This is a genomic window from Pseudomonas sp. JAI120, from assembly GCF_014207255.1.
In the GTDB taxonomy this organism is placed as follows: Bacteria; Pseudomonadota; Gammaproteobacteria; order Pseudomonadales; family Pseudomonadaceae; genus Aquipseudomonas.
This window is the reverse complement of the sequence record NZ_JACHCZ010000001.1, coordinates 755,662-771,106: the sequence shown is the minus strand read 5'-3', so window position 1 is coordinate 771,106 and position 15,445 is coordinate 755,662. Positions and strand designations below refer to the sequence as shown.

Annotated in this window: 11 protein-coding genes; 8 read left to right on the top strand and 3 right to left on the bottom strand. The window is 60.7% G+C overall.

Annotated elements, in window-relative coordinates:
* The first annotated feature begins 164 nt into the window (after positions 1-164).
* A complete protein-coding gene (locus HDC32_RS03485) occupies positions 165-2,240 on the top strand; it encodes an EAL domain-containing protein (RefSeq protein WP_131699321.1) in 2,076 nt (691 codons plus the stop codon).
* Here the strand turns inward: HDC32_RS03485 and HDC32_RS03480 are convergent.
* From HDC32_RS03480 to HDC32_RS03470, 3 genes are read right to left on the bottom strand one after another with little or no spacing between them, the layout of a single operon-like run.
* On the bottom strand, positions 2,237-3,070 hold the full coding sequence (locus HDC32_RS03480; RefSeq protein ID WP_184742521.1) for a metal-dependent hydrolase: 834 nt from the start codon (positions 3,068-3,070) through the stop codon (positions 2,237-2,239). The genes HDC32_RS03485 and HDC32_RS03480 overlap by 4 nt on opposite strands.
* 15 nt (positions 3,071-3,085) lie before the next feature.
* A complete protein-coding gene (locus tag HDC32_RS03475) occupies positions 3,086-3,976 on the bottom strand; it encodes an SDR family oxidoreductase (RefSeq protein ID WP_131699323.1) in 891 nt (296 codons plus the stop codon).
* Entirely contained in the window at positions 3,973-5,511 is a 1,539-nt protein-coding gene (locus tag HDC32_RS03470; RefSeq protein WP_184742519.1) for an NAD(P)/FAD-dependent oxidoreductase, read from the bottom strand. The genes HDC32_RS03475 and HDC32_RS03470 overlap by 4 nt, the downstream gene beginning before the upstream one ends.
* 276 nt (positions 5,512-5,787) lie before the next feature.
* Between HDC32_RS03470 and HDC32_RS03465 the strand changes: the two genes are divergently transcribed.
* The 7 genes from HDC32_RS03465 (at position 5,788) to HDC32_RS03435 (ending at position 15,444) form a co-directional block, all read left to right on the top strand.
* Positions 5,788-6,777: an alpha/beta fold hydrolase gene (locus tag HDC32_RS03465; protein ID WP_237683125.1), complete on the top strand. Its 990-nt coding sequence runs from the start codon at positions 5,788-5,790 to the stop codon at positions 6,775-6,777.
* A 294-nt stretch (positions 6,778-7,071) separates the two neighbouring features.
* Positions 7,072-8,352 (top strand): alkane 1-monooxygenase, encoded by a 1,281-nt coding sequence (locus tag HDC32_RS03460; protein ID WP_184742517.1) that lies wholly within the window; start codon positions 7,072-7,074, stop codon positions 8,350-8,352.
* A gap of 118 nt (positions 8,353-8,470) precedes the next feature.
* The gene (gene praA, locus HDC32_RS03455) at positions 8,471-8,965 is read left to right on the top strand and encodes an alkane oxidation protein activator PraA (protein ID WP_145337539.1); all 495 of its coding nucleotides are present in this window, start codon (positions 8,471-8,473) and stop codon (positions 8,963-8,965) included.
* 122 nt (positions 8,966-9,087) lie between these two features.
* Complete coding sequence (praB, locus tag HDC32_RS03450; protein ID WP_027608591.1) at positions 9,088-9,582, top strand: alkane oxidation protein activator PraB; 495 nt, start codon at positions 9,088-9,090, stop codon at positions 9,580-9,582.
* Between the two features lie 131 nt (positions 9,583-9,713).
* The gene (locus tag HDC32_RS03445; RefSeq protein WP_131699328.1) at positions 9,714-11,168 is read left to right on the top strand and encodes an outer membrane protein transport protein; all 1,455 of its coding nucleotides are present in this window, start codon (positions 9,714-9,716) and stop codon (positions 11,166-11,168) included.
* Positions 11,169-11,423: 255 nt separating this feature from the next.
* Positions 11,424-13,949, top strand: a complete 2,526-nt coding sequence (locus HDC32_RS03440; RefSeq protein WP_184742515.1) for an acyl-CoA dehydrogenase — start codon at positions 11,424-11,426, stop codon at positions 13,947-13,949.
* A gap of 151 nt (positions 13,950-14,100) precedes the next feature.
* Positions 14,101-15,444, top strand: a complete 1,344-nt coding sequence (locus HDC32_RS03435) for a 3-oxoacyl-ACP reductase (RefSeq protein WP_184742513.1) — start codon at positions 14,101-14,103, stop codon at positions 15,442-15,444.
* Position 15,445 lies beyond the last annotated feature (1 nt).

Sequence of the window (15,445 nt, the reverse complement as noted above, 5' to 3'; positions counted from 1 at the left end):
TTCTCGGCGTCGGGGCGCCAATCGTCCACAAGGGCCTAAATTGATTTGGAATAATGACCGGTAGTGTGGCAAAAGTCTTTCGCTCACGGCATCAGGGCGTGTAGCGTTACAGGGGTTTTGGGCCTGCCCCTGGGGGCAGAGAGCGATGGGCAGAGGGATGGGGCATGGCGCAAACGCTATTCAAACTTTTCCTTACTCAGCGCCTGGCGGCTTTGGCCAGCACCGAGTCGTTGCGTGCCATCCGTGAAGGGCTGCTGTGGATCCTGCCGTGCCTGCTGGTGTCGGCAGGGTTTCTGATCCTGTCCGAATGCGCCCGAGTGCTGGGCTTCGACCCACAGGTAGTGACATTCCTGGCCGGGTTGCACAACCAGATCAGCTCAGTGATCCCGCTGCTGGTTGCCGCCTCCATCGGTTACATGCTGGCTATCCAGCACCGCCTGCCACAGTTGCCGGTGGCATTCCTGTGCCTGGCCCATGTGGTGGTGGCGACGTTCATACTGCGCGAATACCCCCGAGCCTCGGCGACGTTCGTACTGTTCATTGCTATCGCCTCGCCGTTGCTCAATGTGCCGGCCATTGCCTGGCTGCACCGTTTCCGTTGGACCCGCCTGGTCAACGAGGACCTGGTGGGGCACAACCTCAGGGGCACGATCAATATGGTGGTGCCAGGCCTCATCACGGCCCTGTTGCTGGTGGTGGTGCTGTCCTCGCTGTTGCAGGTTCCGTCTGTGGCGCAGCTCCAGGGGCCTCAGGTGCTGGATGCTCTGGAGTCGCCCTATGGCAGCGGTTTGTTCGTGACCCTGATGAACTCATTGCTGTGGTTTTTCGGGATCCACGGCGTCTACGCCATGCAACCACTGTTTGATGTGCTGGACCAAGCCGTGGTGCTCAATAACGCGGCGTCGGCGGCGGGCGAGCCGATCAGGTATGTGTTGAACAGCGGCCTGCTGGGCAGCTTTGCTTTTATCGGCGGCTCGGGCGGTGCGTTGTGCCTGCTGCTGGCGATCCTGCTGTTTTCCAAGAGCCAGTCCATGCGTCTGCTGGCGGTGGCGAGTTTGCCGCTCTCGCTATTCAACGTCAGCGAGGTGCTGCTGTTCGGCTTGCCGATCATTCTCAACCCGCGCTTGTTCATACCGTTTCTGTTAGTGCCCGCCGTCAACGCCATGGTGGCGTTGACGGTGGTGCAGATGGGGTGGGTGTCGCCGGCGGTAGCCAGTGTACCGTTCACTGCGCCGGTACTGCTTAATGCCTACCTCAGTACCCACGGCGACCTGGCGGCGGTAGCGCTGCAACTGGCGTTATTGGGCTTGGGCACGCTGGTGTACGCACCCTATGTGCGCGCGATTCATCGCCAGGTGGCCGAAGGTGGCACGGTGTACCTCAAGTCTCTGGATATGACCTTCCGCGGCCTGGAAGAAAAAGGCCGGCTGCGCGAACTGGACCCGGTCCTGGCCTCCCACAAGACCGTGGCGCGCCAGGCCAATGAACTGAGCCGCATCCAGCAGATCAGCGATTATGAGTTCTATCTTGAATACCAGCCGCAGGTCTCGACCCGCACCGGCCTGTGTACGGGCTGCGAAGCGCTGATGCGCGCCCGCGATGCGCAGGGCACGGTGCATTCACCGTGGGAGTTCCTGCAGTGGCTGGCCCAGGCTCGGTTGATGCCGGACGTGGATGTGTGGGTGGCATCCCAGGCGATTCGCCAGTACCAGAAATGGCAGAAGCTCGGCTTTGCTCTGCCGATGACCATCAATATCTCCAGCGCCACCCTGACCGACGCCGCCCACGGCGAACGCCTGGTGGAGATCCTCGCCCAGGCCCATGGCCAGGTGTCGGTGGAGATCACCGAAGACGCGCTGGTCAGTGACATCCCGGCCACGCGGCAGAATATCCAGAAATTGCAGGCCATCGGCGCCAAGGTCTATATCGATGATTTCGGCACCGGGTTTTCGGCCTTGAGTTACCTGCACCAGTTCCCGGTGGACTTCATCAAGATCGATCGCAGTTTCGTGGTGGCGCAGCACGATCCCAAGGGCGCCCAGGTCCTGACTGGCATGCTGCGTTTCTGCGAAGCGCTGAACCTGGGCGTGGTGGTGGAGGGCGTGGAGACCGCCGAGCAGTTGGCCTTCTTGAACACCGGCGCCGAGCTGATCATTCAGGGCTGGTATTTCAGCAAGGCGCTGCCGGGCGATCAGTTGGAAGGTTTTGTGCGCGAGCGTGCGGCCATGGCGCAGGTCTAGTAGCCGCGCTGGGTCTGTTCGATCTCCTCGACCAAGCTATCGATACCTGTCAGGCGTGCACGGTTGTCGTGATCCCAGGGGTGAAAGCCGGGTTTGAAGTAGTGCAACCACGGCCGCAGCATGCGTGGGAAAACTCCTTTGGAACCATAAAGAAATTTCAACATGCGCCAGAAGCCTTTGAGGTGCCCACCCGCCTTGCGGTCGGCAATCAACAGGCGCACATGAAAATCCAGCACCACCAGCCAAAAAAACACTGTGGTGGTGAGCATGGCGCCCGTGCGCAGCAGGTAGCGTTTGGGCCCAGGCTCGATCACCGTATTCCACACATCAAATGCCACGGCTTTGTGTTCGGTTTCTTCCAGGGCGTGCCAATACCACATCTGTTGGTAACCCTTGAGCGAATCGCCAAAGCGTGACGGATCGCTCAGCAGGATCTCCGCGAGCATCGCCGTGTAGTGCTCAAGGGCAATGGTGATCGCCAGGTTGAACGACGGCGCGAAGTGTTTCTTCTGCAGATCGAGGATGAACTTCAGCCGACGGTCCAGGGTGTGCGCCGGAAGTCCGGCTGCTTGCATCAGGTCGTTGTAGGCCACATGTTCGCGGCTGTGCATGGCCTCCTGGCCGATAAATCCCTGGATCTGTTTCTTTAGCTCCGGGTCGTCGATGCGTTGGCGGTAGTGGCGCACGCTGTCCATGAAAAACAGCTCGCCCTGGGGGAACAGCAGCGACAAGGCATTGAAGAAATGCGTGATGAACGGACCCTGTTCGTGCCAGTCGGTGATGCGCTCGGCGGGCAGGGCAAAATGGAGGTCGCGGCGGATCGGCAACATAATTCGTGCTCCTGTTCAGAGACGGGGCTCGTCGTTGGTTTCAAACACTGGCCTGCGTTGCTTGGGGGCCATGCGCTTGCTGGCGAGCACCACCAGCGCTTGATAGGCCGCCGGCAGGCAACGGGCGAGCAGGTCGAGGAAATACGCGTCGCGGCCAATCAGCACACGACGTTTGTTTTTGCGTACGCCTTGCAGGATCACCTTGGCGGCCTGGTCGGCGTCGGTGATGAAGAGTTTTTCGAAGTCGGCACGGGCCTGCTGTTCGCTGTGGATCAGGAAGCCGGTCATGTTCGCGTCGATGCGGCTGCTGCGACAGATATCGGTGCGAATGCCGCCGGGGTGTACGCAGGTGGCCGAGACGCCGCAGCGTTGCAGGTCCAGCTCCTGGCGCAGGGCTTCGGTAAAGCCGCGCACGGCGAATTTGGTCGCGTTGTAACCGCTCATGCCAGGCTGGGCAAACAGGCCGAATACACTGGACGTGTTGATCACATGGCCTTCGCCGCTGGCCTTGAGGTGTGGCAGGAACGCCTTGGTGCCATGGACCACGCCCCAGAAATTGATGCCGACGATCCATTCCAGGTCGGCGTAGTCCACGCCTTCGACGGTACTCGACAGGGCCACGCCTGCGTTGTTGAACACCAGGTTGACCTGGCCATGCTCGGCCACGCAGCGCGCCGCCCAAGCCTCCATGGCCTGGCGGTCGGCAACATCCAGCACCTGGGTGGTGATCGTCACCGGCGCCAGGGTTGAAGTTTTGATCAGTGCCAGAGTTTGCTCCAGGCCCTGGGCGTTTTTGTCCGCCAGTGCCAGGTGGCAACCTTCGCGCGCGAGTGCCAGGGCCAATGCGCGGCCCATGCCGGACGCCGCGCCGGTAATCGCCGCCACGCGGCCGTTGAATGACTTCATGAGAGGCTGCCTTCTGCGCTGGAGTGGGGCGCCGCTGCCGGACGGAGCGGGGTGTTGAGGGGCAACAGGTCGACCACATAGTCCTTGAGTGAAAACTGCCGGGTGACCCGCTTGAAGCGCCATGTTGAAGCGGGCCACAGGGTGGTGTTCTTGCCGGTACGTGGGTCCAGGTACCAGCTCTGGCAACCGCCGGTGTTCCAGATGGTGCGCTTGAGTTTGTCTTGCAATTGACGGTTATAGGCCTGTTCCACTGTCGGTTTGACGTCCACCGTGGCGATGCGATGGCGCTGCATCTGCCTGAGCGCGTCGAGGATGTAGGTCACCTGCGCCTCGATCATCAGAATCATCGAGTTATGGCCCAGGCCGGTGTTGGGCCCGATGATCAGAAACAGGTTGGGATAGCCCGGCACTGTGGTGCCCTTATAGGCGTGTGCACCGTCGCGCCAGGTGTCCATCAGGTCCACGCCGTCGCGACCGATGATGCAGTCGCGGGGCAGCGGGTCGGTGGCCTGGAAGCCGGTGCCGAAGATCAGGCAATCAGCCGGATGCTTGAGGCCGTCGGCGGTGATCACGCCGTCGGCTTCGATGCGCAGCACCGGCTCGGTGACCACCTCGACATTGCTGCGCGACAGCGCCGGGTAGTAGTCATTGGAGATCAGCACGCGCTTGCAGCCGATGGTGTAGTCCGGCGTCAGGGCCTTGCGCAGGGAAGGGCGGGCCACCTGTTTGTGCAGGTGGCGTATGGCGATTTTCTGTACCATTTTCATCAGGCGCGGGTGCAGGGAAAAGCCCACCACGCGGCCTTCCAGGGCCCAGTAAAAGGCAGCGCGCACCAGGCGCTGGGTGAAAGGCAGGTGCTTGAACATCCAACGTTCGAAGGACGAAATGGCTCGGTCGGGCTTGGGCATGATCCACGGCGGGGTACGTTGGAACAGGTCCAGGTGGGCCACCTGCGGCGCGATCTGCGGCACGAATTGAATGGCACTGGCACCGGTGCCGATCACCGCCACGCGCTTGCCTTTCAAGGCGTACGCGTGATCCCACTGCTGGGAGTGGAAACGCTTGCCCTTGAAGTTCTCCAGCCCCGGTATGTCCGGCAACGCCGGACGCGACAGCCCGCCCATCCCGGATATCAGCACCCGCGCGCTTACCTGGCGACCATCGCTGAAGTTCAACTGCCAGCGCTGTTGCTGGTCGTCGAACACCGCGCGCTCAAGACCCATGCCGAAGCGCAGGTACGGCGCCAACCCGAAGCGCGCAGCGCAGTGTTCCAGGTAGGCGCGGATTTCTGCTTGCGGCGCGAACTGCCGAGTCCAGTCCGGGTTGGGCGCAAAGGAAAACGAATACACATGGGACTGCACATCGCAGGCGCAACCTGGGTAATGGTTGTCCCGCCAGGTGCCGCCGAGGGTATCGGCCTGCTCGGCGATAAAAAAGTGGGTGAACCCCGCTTCCTTGAGCTTGATGGCCATGCACAGGCCGGCAAAGCCAGAGCCGATGATGGCGATGTCGATGGAATCACTGTGGGCATTCATAGGCGGACCTTCGTGGGCATCGGATGTGCTCCTGTTTTTGTTTTGTCTTTTAGATAGAACACCATTGCAAAGAAAAATTGAATTAATTATTTTAAAAAAAGATTTTAAATAATCTACCTGAAAATAGCGCCTACGCTAGGAACTTGTGCCTTGTGTGCGACTTGTCCGACGGACGAGCGTGGTACGCACGCCGTCAGGTCCAGGGTGTGGACGTTGGCCGAGGCCTTGATCAATTCCGGTCAGGTCGCCGGCAACAGGGAAGCTGAGGACCGAGCTATGGCTGTGGAGTGGGTTGCCGCTGCGGCGGGTGCGAGTGCGGTGCTATGGGGTTTCAGCGCCTGGATGACACGGCGCATCGAAGCCGCTGTTCCAATCAACGGGCGCTTCGTAGAGGTGGATGGCGAGCGCTTTCATTATGTGGAAGAGGGCAAGGGCCCACCCCTGGTGATGATTCACGGGCTGATGGGCAGCAGTCGCAACCTGACCTATGCCTTGTCCGGCCAGTTGCGTGAGCACTTTCGGGTGATCACCCTCGACCGACCCGGGTCGGGTTATTCCACGCGGCATAAAGGTACCGCTGCGGACTTGCCGGCCCAGGCGCGGCAAGTCGCGGCCTTCATCAACCAGCTTGGCCTGGACAAGCCTGTGGTGCTGGGGCATTCCCTCGGCGGCGCGATTTCCCTGGCCCTGGCCCTCGATCATCCCGAGACGGTATCGGGCCTGGTACTGGTGGCACCGTTGACCCATCCCCAGCCCACGTTGCCGCTGGTGTTCTGGTCGCTGGCGGTACGACCGGCCTGGTTGCGACGCTTTGTGGCCAACACCCTCACCGTGCCCATGGGCTTGTTGACCCGACGTTCCGTGGTCAAGGGCGTGTTTGCGCCGGACGCCGCTCCCGCGGACTTTGCCACCCAGGGTGGCGGCTTGCTGGGGATGCGCCCCGACAACTTTTACGCCGCCTCCAGCGAGATTGCGTTGGTCAACGACTGCCTGCCCGGGATGGTCAAGCGCTACCCGCAACTGACCCTGCCCATCGGCCTTATCTATGGCGCGCGGGACAAGGTGCTGGACTTTCGCACCCATGGCCAGGCCCTCGCCGACAAAGTGCCAGGCCTCAAGTTGCAAGTGGTGGAAGGGCGCGGCCATATGCTGCCGATCACCGCCACGGCGCGGGTGGTCGAGGCCGTGCTGCACGTGGCCAAGCGCGTGCGCCCTGTGGAAACGGCCACGGTCCTGCATCCGCCCTTTGCCTTGGCGAACAAATAATCGTGGCCCTCATCGTGGGGTCAAACGTCGCAAATGCTTGCCCTAGAGACCTGACCAGACGGCTGAAAAAGAGACTGCTCGGTCACGCCAAAAAGGCTTAGAAAAAGTAGTTGACGACCTAACGATTCCGCGTTATTTATTTAAAAAAATATTTCAATATTTATTTTGAAATGATTTTTGAAATGCCTAAGAGCGAATAAAAATGAAAAAAACGTCTTTTATCGCATGGTTGATTTCCCGGGGCACCCAGTGCTCCCTGAACCTGTTTTCCGCCTGCCTGCCACGGAGGCTGCCATGAACCAGACTCTGGCAGCGCCAAGCGTTTGGACCGACGGCAAGCGCCACCTGTGGTGGTTGGGCATCATGCCGTTGGCTACCCCTCTGTTGTCCGGCGCACTCGCCATTACCACCGGCATTCAACAACTGTGGTGGGTCGGTGTACTGGTGATCTTTGGCCTGATCCCCCTGATCGACGGCCTGCTCGGCGAAGACGTCAGCAACCCGCCCGAATCTGCCGTCAACCACCTTGAATCCCAAAGCTACTATCGCTGGATCGTCTACACCGGTGTGCTGTTCGTCATCTCGTCGGTAGTGATTACCGGATGGCTGGCCGCCGGCGGCATCGACTGGATCATCCAGGGCGGCCTGTTGCATGCCACCGCCAACCTTGAGCCTTCCAGCTGGCTGGTCCACGCCGCCGGTTACATCACCGACCGTACGCAACTGCATGGCGAACCGAGCTGGTTCACCTACCTGGGCATGGCCATGTCGACCGGCGCCGCCACCGGCATCGCCATCAACACGGCCCATGAACTGGGGCACAAGCCCAATGCCCTGGAAGTGTTCCTGGCCAAGGTCACCCTGGCGCCGACTTTCTACGGGCACTTCTACACCGAACACAACCGTGGTCATCACGTGCGCGTCGCGACGCCGGAAGACCCGGCCAGCTCGCGGCTGGGTGAAAGTTTCTGGGCCTTCCTGCCGCGCTCGGTGTGGTTCAGCGCACATTCGGCCTGGAACCTGGAACGCGAGCGCCTGCGCAAACTCGGCCTGCCGGCCTGGCATTGGAAAAACGCTGTACTCAGTGCCTGGATGTACAGCGTGGTGTTGTGGGGCGCGATGATTGCCTGGCTGGGGGCAACGGTGATTCCGTTCCTGGTTATCCAGGCCGTCTACGGCTTCTCGTTGCTGGAAGTGGTGAACTATGTGGAGCACTACGGCCTTAAACGCCAGAAGTTGCCCAACGGTCGTTATGAGCGGTGTTCGCCTCGGCACTCCTGGAACAGTAATCGGATTGTCACCAATATCTTTCTGTTCCAGTTGCAGCGGCATTCCGATCACCATGCCAACCCCACCCGTAGTTATCAGTCGTTGCGTCACTTTGATGAATCGCCACAGCTGCCTTATGGCTACGCGAGCATGATTGTCTGGGCGTATGTGCCGTACTTGTGGCGACGACGCATGGACCATCGAGTCCTTAATCACTATGCCGGGGATATCACCCTGACCAATCTTCAACCTTCACAGCGTTTGAAGTACCTGGAAAAGTACAGCGGCAGTGCCAAGCCGTTTTGATCTGAAATAACACTTAGTTTTTGTTGTGTGCTCGGGGCCTGATTGCCGCGCAGGATTTTATCGCCCAGAGAAAGTGCTTTGACCCGAACAAAAATAATTAAAGGGAAGGACGTACACCATGCAAACACCTGCCAAGTTCACCACCCATATCGTATTCGCCGCGCTGGGCTTGATCGCCTATCACCAGGCCCAGGCCGCACGTATCGAACCGGCCGGCAGCGCGTTTACCGCCCAAGGCCCGATCAGCTTCTCCAAGGGCGCGCTGATCAGCGCCGATTGCACCATCAAGGTGGCCGGCAAGGTCGCTGCGGACGGTTCCTCGGTCAATGTCGACCAAGTCGAATTCGACGGCGGCCTCAAATGCAGCCGCGTCGAAGCCATCAACTTGCCGTGGATTCTGGTCGCCAAAGATACCAGGAGCGGTTCCATGTCGAAGATCAGCGTCGATGTTCATGCCTTCGGCCTGGGCGGCAAGTGTGGGCCTTCCACCGCCGATGGCACCTGGGATAACGCCACCGGTAAGTTGGAAGCCGCCAATGTACCGATTGGCGAAGACTGCAAGATCAAGACGGTGTCGATCAAGATGCCGCCGAACTTCAAAGTTGTTGAATAACGTGCTGCGGTAATTGAATTGAAATTTGGCTGGAAAGGGAAGTTCTGCAGTTTCACCGTGACCTCTCGTTCATGGCCATTACCCCCTGGCGAATGACTCGCCATTACATGTGAGGAAAAACAATGAAAAGCTTGAAAACCCTCGTGTCGTTGTCTGCTTTGGCTGTTTGCATGGGCGCTGCTTCGATGGCCAATGCCTATAGCATCACCCCGGTGAACTCGAGCTTCACTGCGCCAGGCACCATTTCGGTGAAGTCACCATCCTCGTTCCAGGCCACTGTTAACTGCGGCGCAACTTTTACCGGGAACGTCGATGCCAGCGGTGTCGCAAAAATCACTGGCGTGGCGGTGACCGGCGGTGGTCTTTGTGCGCTGCCGAAAATCACCGGTCTGCCATGGACCTTGACCGCCACCGGTGCCGCTGCGGGCTCGGTCAGCAACGTTGGTTACACCATCGCCGCGTCGGTTCTGTACCCGGCGTCAAATTGCGGTCCGTCCACCATTACCGTGGGCTACAGCGGTGGTGTGCTGACCGCCTCCAACCAGACCCTGAGCGGCAGCTGCACCGTGGTGAGCCTCAGCGTTACCCCAAGCCCGACATTTACCATCGTGCCTTGATGGGCAACGGACACACCGGGCTGATCACCTGTTGAAAGACTGGCGCCTCGATCGGGCGCCAGTTTGTGAACTGCCGGAAGCAAAACGAACCGGCGGGGCCGGCTCAGAGAAATAACAATAAGGAGTGCCGCATGAATAATAAGAAACAACACGTGCAGGTTTTGTTGGGGCTGGCACTGATAGGCGGGGCGATGGTGAATGCGCCCGCACAGGCCGGCGGTTTTTCAACACCGACCTACGGCGCACCCGGTTGGGGCCGGGCATTTGCCGGTGGTTCGTTGTTCAAGAACGATCCCAGTTCCGCGTACAACAACCCGGCGGCCATGGCGTTTGTCGAACACAACGTGGCGCAATTTACCGTCGACTATGCCCGCATCAAGATCAAGTACAAAGGTGACGCCTCTGATTATGCAGGCAACCCGATTTCCAATACGCCCTTGGACGCCAATGGGTTTCCCGACGTTGCAGCGACTACGGTGAATAACAACGACGGTGGTCAAGGCGGGTTCACTGCCTGGTTGCCAACCGGTTTCATGGTCATGCCCCTGGGGGATCGGTTCGCTTTCGGCCTGAGCCAGGTTGTGCCGCAAGGTATGCGCTCCACTTGGGATCAGGACTCGAAACTGCGCGACTTTGCGGTGGACACCAAAATTGAAACCGTAGGGTTGACCGGATCCCTGTCCTTTAAGGTGAATGACCAATTCTCTATCGGCGGTGGCGTGATCGTGCAACACAGCAAGGGCTTCGTCAGCCAAAACGTGGACTTGTTGTCTGCCGCCGCGGTGTCCGATTCCGTGCTGGGGGGGATCAATTTTCCGTCTGATGTCGGCAGTGCCTTGATGCGTGTGAAGGTCGACAACATTTCAGCGGGCTGGTTTACCGGCATTGTTTGGAAACCCACGGAACGAGATACCCTTGGCTTGAATTACCACGCCAAGATCAAGAACAAGATGACCGGCAAATACAATATTTACGCCGATCAGTTTTCCTACAACCTGATGACCCAGCCAAGCCCGTTTGGCGGTAGCGGTACGTTGGTGAATACCGCTTATCCAGGGTTAGAGCTGGCGCCGGACGGCGCCCATGCCAGTGTCCAACTGGACATTCCTGCCACGGCTGGCCTGGACTGGGTGCACCAGTTCAACGATCGCTTCACCCTGGGGGCCAGTGTGACCTGGACTGAGTGGTCCTCTTTCAAAGACCTGACACTCGAGTCCGGTGGCACCACCATTGTGTCCATTCCCTACAACTACAAGAACACCTGGATGTACTCCCTCGGCGGAGACTACCGCTTGACCGATGAGTTGACCTTGCGTGCAGGTGTAGCCCTTGACCAGACACCTACACGCAATTCGACCCGCGACCCGCGAATCCCGGATGGCGACCGTACATTCCTGTCGTTGGGGGCTGGTTACGATGTGAAAGCAATCAAAGGCCTCAGTCTTGACTTGGCCTATTCCCACCAGTTCGTGCAAGAGGTCAAGCTCAAGACTCAAAACGTCGATCGCCTGGGTGGCGCAAGCCTGAATGGCAAGGCGGAGTCGTCAGGCGATGTGGTGAGCGTGTCGGCCACCTACGCGTTCTGATGTTTCATAGAGGGTGATGGAAAAGGCACCAAGCGCATCTTGATGCCTTCACCCTCATTCCACGTCGACAGTTCCTTGAGTATTGGCGTTCCCAGGCTGATTCATTCAGCCGCTATTTTTTCGCCCAAGCATTAAATAAAAATTTCAAAACAAAATTTGAATTTGGCTTTCCAAGTTTGTAGTGTGGCTTTACGCCGTAGGTCGATCCGACCTTTCGCACGTAAACCACGCCCTGAATCGAGTAGAGGTATCCCCATGGTTATCTGGTTATTGGTGGGTGTCGCAGCCGCGATTGCCCTGGCGTATCGACAAGCTGCCGCCACCCTGTGGTTGGGCGCTGGCCTGGTCTGGTTGGCGATTGGTTACCTGTTCAACGTGGTGGCGGCGTTCGGCGCCACCGTCGCGGCGGTGCTGGTGGTGTTACCGGCTTTGCTGATGACCATTAAACCGCTGCGCCGCACGTTGTTGACCAGCAAGGCCCTCGGCCTGTTTCGCACGATCATGCCGGCGATGTCCGACACCGAACGCGCCGCCATCGAGTCCGGCACGGTGTGGTGGGACGCTGAACTGTTCAGCGGCAAACCTAACTGGCAGCGCCTGCTGCAAGCCGCCCCGGCGAGCCTCAGCGCCGAGGAACAAGCCTTCCTCGACAATGAAGTGGAAACCCTGTGCGACATCGCCAACGACTGGGAAACTACCCAGGTCTGGCAGGACATGTCCCCCGAAGGCTGGCAGTACACCAAGGATGCCGGCTTTCTCGGCATGATCATTCCCAAGCAGTACGGCGGCAAAGGCTTCTCCCACTATGCGCACTCGCAGGTGGTGATGAAGCTCTCGACGCGCTGCTCGGCGGCGGCGATTTCGGTGATGGTGCCCAACTCCCTGGGCCCGGCCGAGTTGCTGTTGCACTACGGCACCGACGCCCAGCGCAATTACTACCTGCCGCGTTTGGCCCGGGGCGAAGACATCCCGTGCTTTGCCCTGACCAGCCCGTATGCCGGCTCCGATGCCGGGGCGATTCCCGATCTGGGCATCGTCTGCAAAGGCACCCATGAAGGCCAGGAAGTGCTGGGCTTTCGCGTGACCTGGGACAAGCGCTATATCACCCTGGGGCCGATCGCCACGGTGCTTGGCCTGGCGTTTCGTGCCGAAGACCCGGACGGTTTGCTGGGGCCGAAAGGTTCGCTCGGCATCACCTGCGCCCTGATTCCTACCTCCCATCCCGGCGTGAACAGCGGCCGTCGCCACTGGCCGCTCAACGCGGTGTTCCAGAACGGTCCGACCACCGGCAAGGATGTGTTCATCCCGCTGGAATGGGTAATCGGTGGCCGCGAGCAAGTGGGCAATGGCTGGCGCATGTTGATGGAATGCCTGGCCGCCGGCCGCGCGATTTCCCTGCCGTCGGCCAACGTCGGCCTGGGCAAGGTCGCGGTGCGCGGTACCACGGCCTATGCGGCGATGCGCAAACAGTTCGGCTTGCCCATCGGCAAGTTCGAAGGGGTGCAGGCGCCCCTGGCGCGCATGGCCGGGCACCTGTATGCCTGCGATGCGGTGCGCAAGGTCTCGGTGGCGTCCCTGGATGCGGGTGAGAAACCCTCGGTGATCTCGGCCATCGCCAAATACCACGTCACCGAACGCGCGCGGATGATCGTCAACGACGGCATGGACATTGTTGCCGGCAAGGGCATCTGCATGGGCCCCAATAACTTCCTCGCCCGCGCCTACCAGCAAAGCCCCATCGCCATTACGGTGGAAGGCGCGAACATCATGACGCGCTGCCTGATCATCTATGGCCAGGGCTTGATCCGCTGCCATCCCTATGTATTCCGCGAAATGGAAGCCGCCCGCAACCCGGACCGGCGCAAGGCGCTGGAGGAATTCGACAGCGCGATGTTCGGTCATGTGAGCTTTGTGCTGGCCAACACCGTACGCGCGGCGGTGCATTCTCTGACCGGCGGGCGGCTGATTTCCGCACCGGCCAAGACCGACCCGGCTCTGGCAACCTACTATCGCCAGGCCAATCGTCTGTCGGTGGTGTTGGCGCTGGTCTCGGATATTTCCATGGGCGTGCTGGGCGGTGCCCTCAAGCGCAAGGAAAGTATCACCGGGCGTTTGGGCGATATTCTGTCGCAGCTGTACATCCTGTCCTGCGTGCTCAAGCGCTTTGAGGACGACGGCCGGCCCCAGGCAGACCTGCCGCTGGTGCATTGGGCGGCACAGGACGCGTTGCTGCGTGCCCATGAAGCCCTCGCCGAAGTGCTGGATAACTACCCCTCCACGGCGGCGGCTGCGGTGCTGCGAGGCTTGACGTTCCCGTTCGGTATTCCGCTGCGCAAACCCTCGGACAACCTGCTGGCCCAGGTGGCTGATGTGGTGCAGACCCCCGGCGAAACCCGCGACCGCCTGCTGGCCAATTCCTACATTCCGCGCCCGGAAATCGACAAGCTGGCCTATGGCGAACTGGGCTTCCGCCTGTTGCCGCAGGTGGAGTTGATCGACGCCCGACTCAAGCCGGCCATCAAGCAAGGCCTGCTCGAACCAATGCCGATCTCCACCACCGCGTTTACCGTCTGGCGCGTCAAGGCGCGGGCGCTGGACCTGATCAGCGACGACGAAGACGCCTTGCTGGCGCGCTATGTGGAATACGCCGACCACGCTATCCAGGTGGATGACTTCCCCCAGGACTTCGGTTTGCTGGAGGCGTTGCAGCAGCGCAAGCAGGCGTTGGAACCGGCGCCCAAGCGCCGCAGCAGCCAAAGCGAAAACGCCTCGGTCAACTAGGACAAACGCGGTCAATGTGGGAGGGGGCTTGCTCCCGATAGCAATCCATCAGTCACCGACTCATTGGTTGAACCACCGCTATCGGGAGCAAGCCCCCTCCCACATTGGATCGGGTTTACAAGGTCAGAATGTGTTGTGAGTGAATGCGGATATGAGTGACAGCTACCTATCGTTCGTCAATTCCCCCTGGGGCCGTCGCCTGGCCCAGGCGGTGGGCTTGCCTCAGCCCGTGCCGTTGCAGCGCCATCGCAGCGGCCAGCCAGGCCTGGCCAACCCGGTGATTGTCGCCGGGGCAGGGCGCATGGTTGCGCAGGTGCAACAGGTGTTCAGCGCCACCGACACGGTCACCGCCACCCCGGCGACGCTCAAGGCGCCGTCCACGGTCAAGGTGCAGGGCGCAGTGTTCGATGCCAGCGCTGTGGTCGACCTGAAACAGTTGGATGAGCTGTACGAATTCTTCCACGCCAACGCCAAACGCCTTGGCCAGCACGGTCGGGTGGTGGTGTTGGGCACGGCGCCCGAACACTGCGCGAACGTGCCCCAGGCCATCGCCCAGCGTGCCCTCGAAGGGCTGGTGCGCTCGCTGGCCAAGGAGCTGCGCCGGGCGATCACCGTGCAGTTGTTGTACGTGGCGCCGGGTGCGGAAGATGCGCTGGACAGCAGCTTGCGTTTCTTCCTGTCGCGCCGTTCGGCCTACGTCTCCGGGCAGGTGGTGCGCCTGGAAAAAACCGTGGATGGTCATGTCAGCGTCAATTGGGACAAACCCTTCGCCGGCCGACGCGCGCTGGTGACCGGGGCTTCCCGTGGCATCGGCCTGGCAATTGCCCAGGTACTCGCCCGCGACGGCGCCCATGTGGTCTGCGTGGACGTGCCCCAGGCCCAGGCATCGCTGCAACAGGCGGCCGCCAGTGTGGACGGTTCGGCGCTGCCATTGGACATCACGGCGGCGGACGCCGCTGCACAGCTTCAAGCCCACGTCAGCCAATACGGCGCCTTCGACGTGGTGGTGCACAACGCCGGGATCACCCGAGACAAGACCATCGCCAAGATGACGGAGGCGGCCTGGCGCAGCGTGTTGGCGGTCAACCTCGACGCACCGTTGAACCTGAGCAACGCCCTGTTGGAATGCCAGGGCCTTAACCCCGGTGGGCGCATCGTGTGCGTGTCGTCGATCTCCGGCATTGCCGGCAACCTCGGGCAAAGCAACTACGCCACCTCCAAGGCCGGCGTGATTGGCCTGGTGCAAGGCCTGGCGCCGCATGCGGCGGCGGCACAGGTCACGGTGAATGCCGTAGCGCCGGGGTTTATCGAGACCCAGATGACCGCAAAAATCCCGCTGATGATTCGCGAGGCGGGGCGGCGCATGAACTCGATGTCCCAAGGCGGGCAGCCGATCGATGTGGCCGAAACCATTGCCTGGCTGGCGCATCCTGCGTCCGGCGGGGTCAACGGCCAGGTCGTGCGCGTGTGCGGCCAAAGCCTGCTGGGAGCCTGAG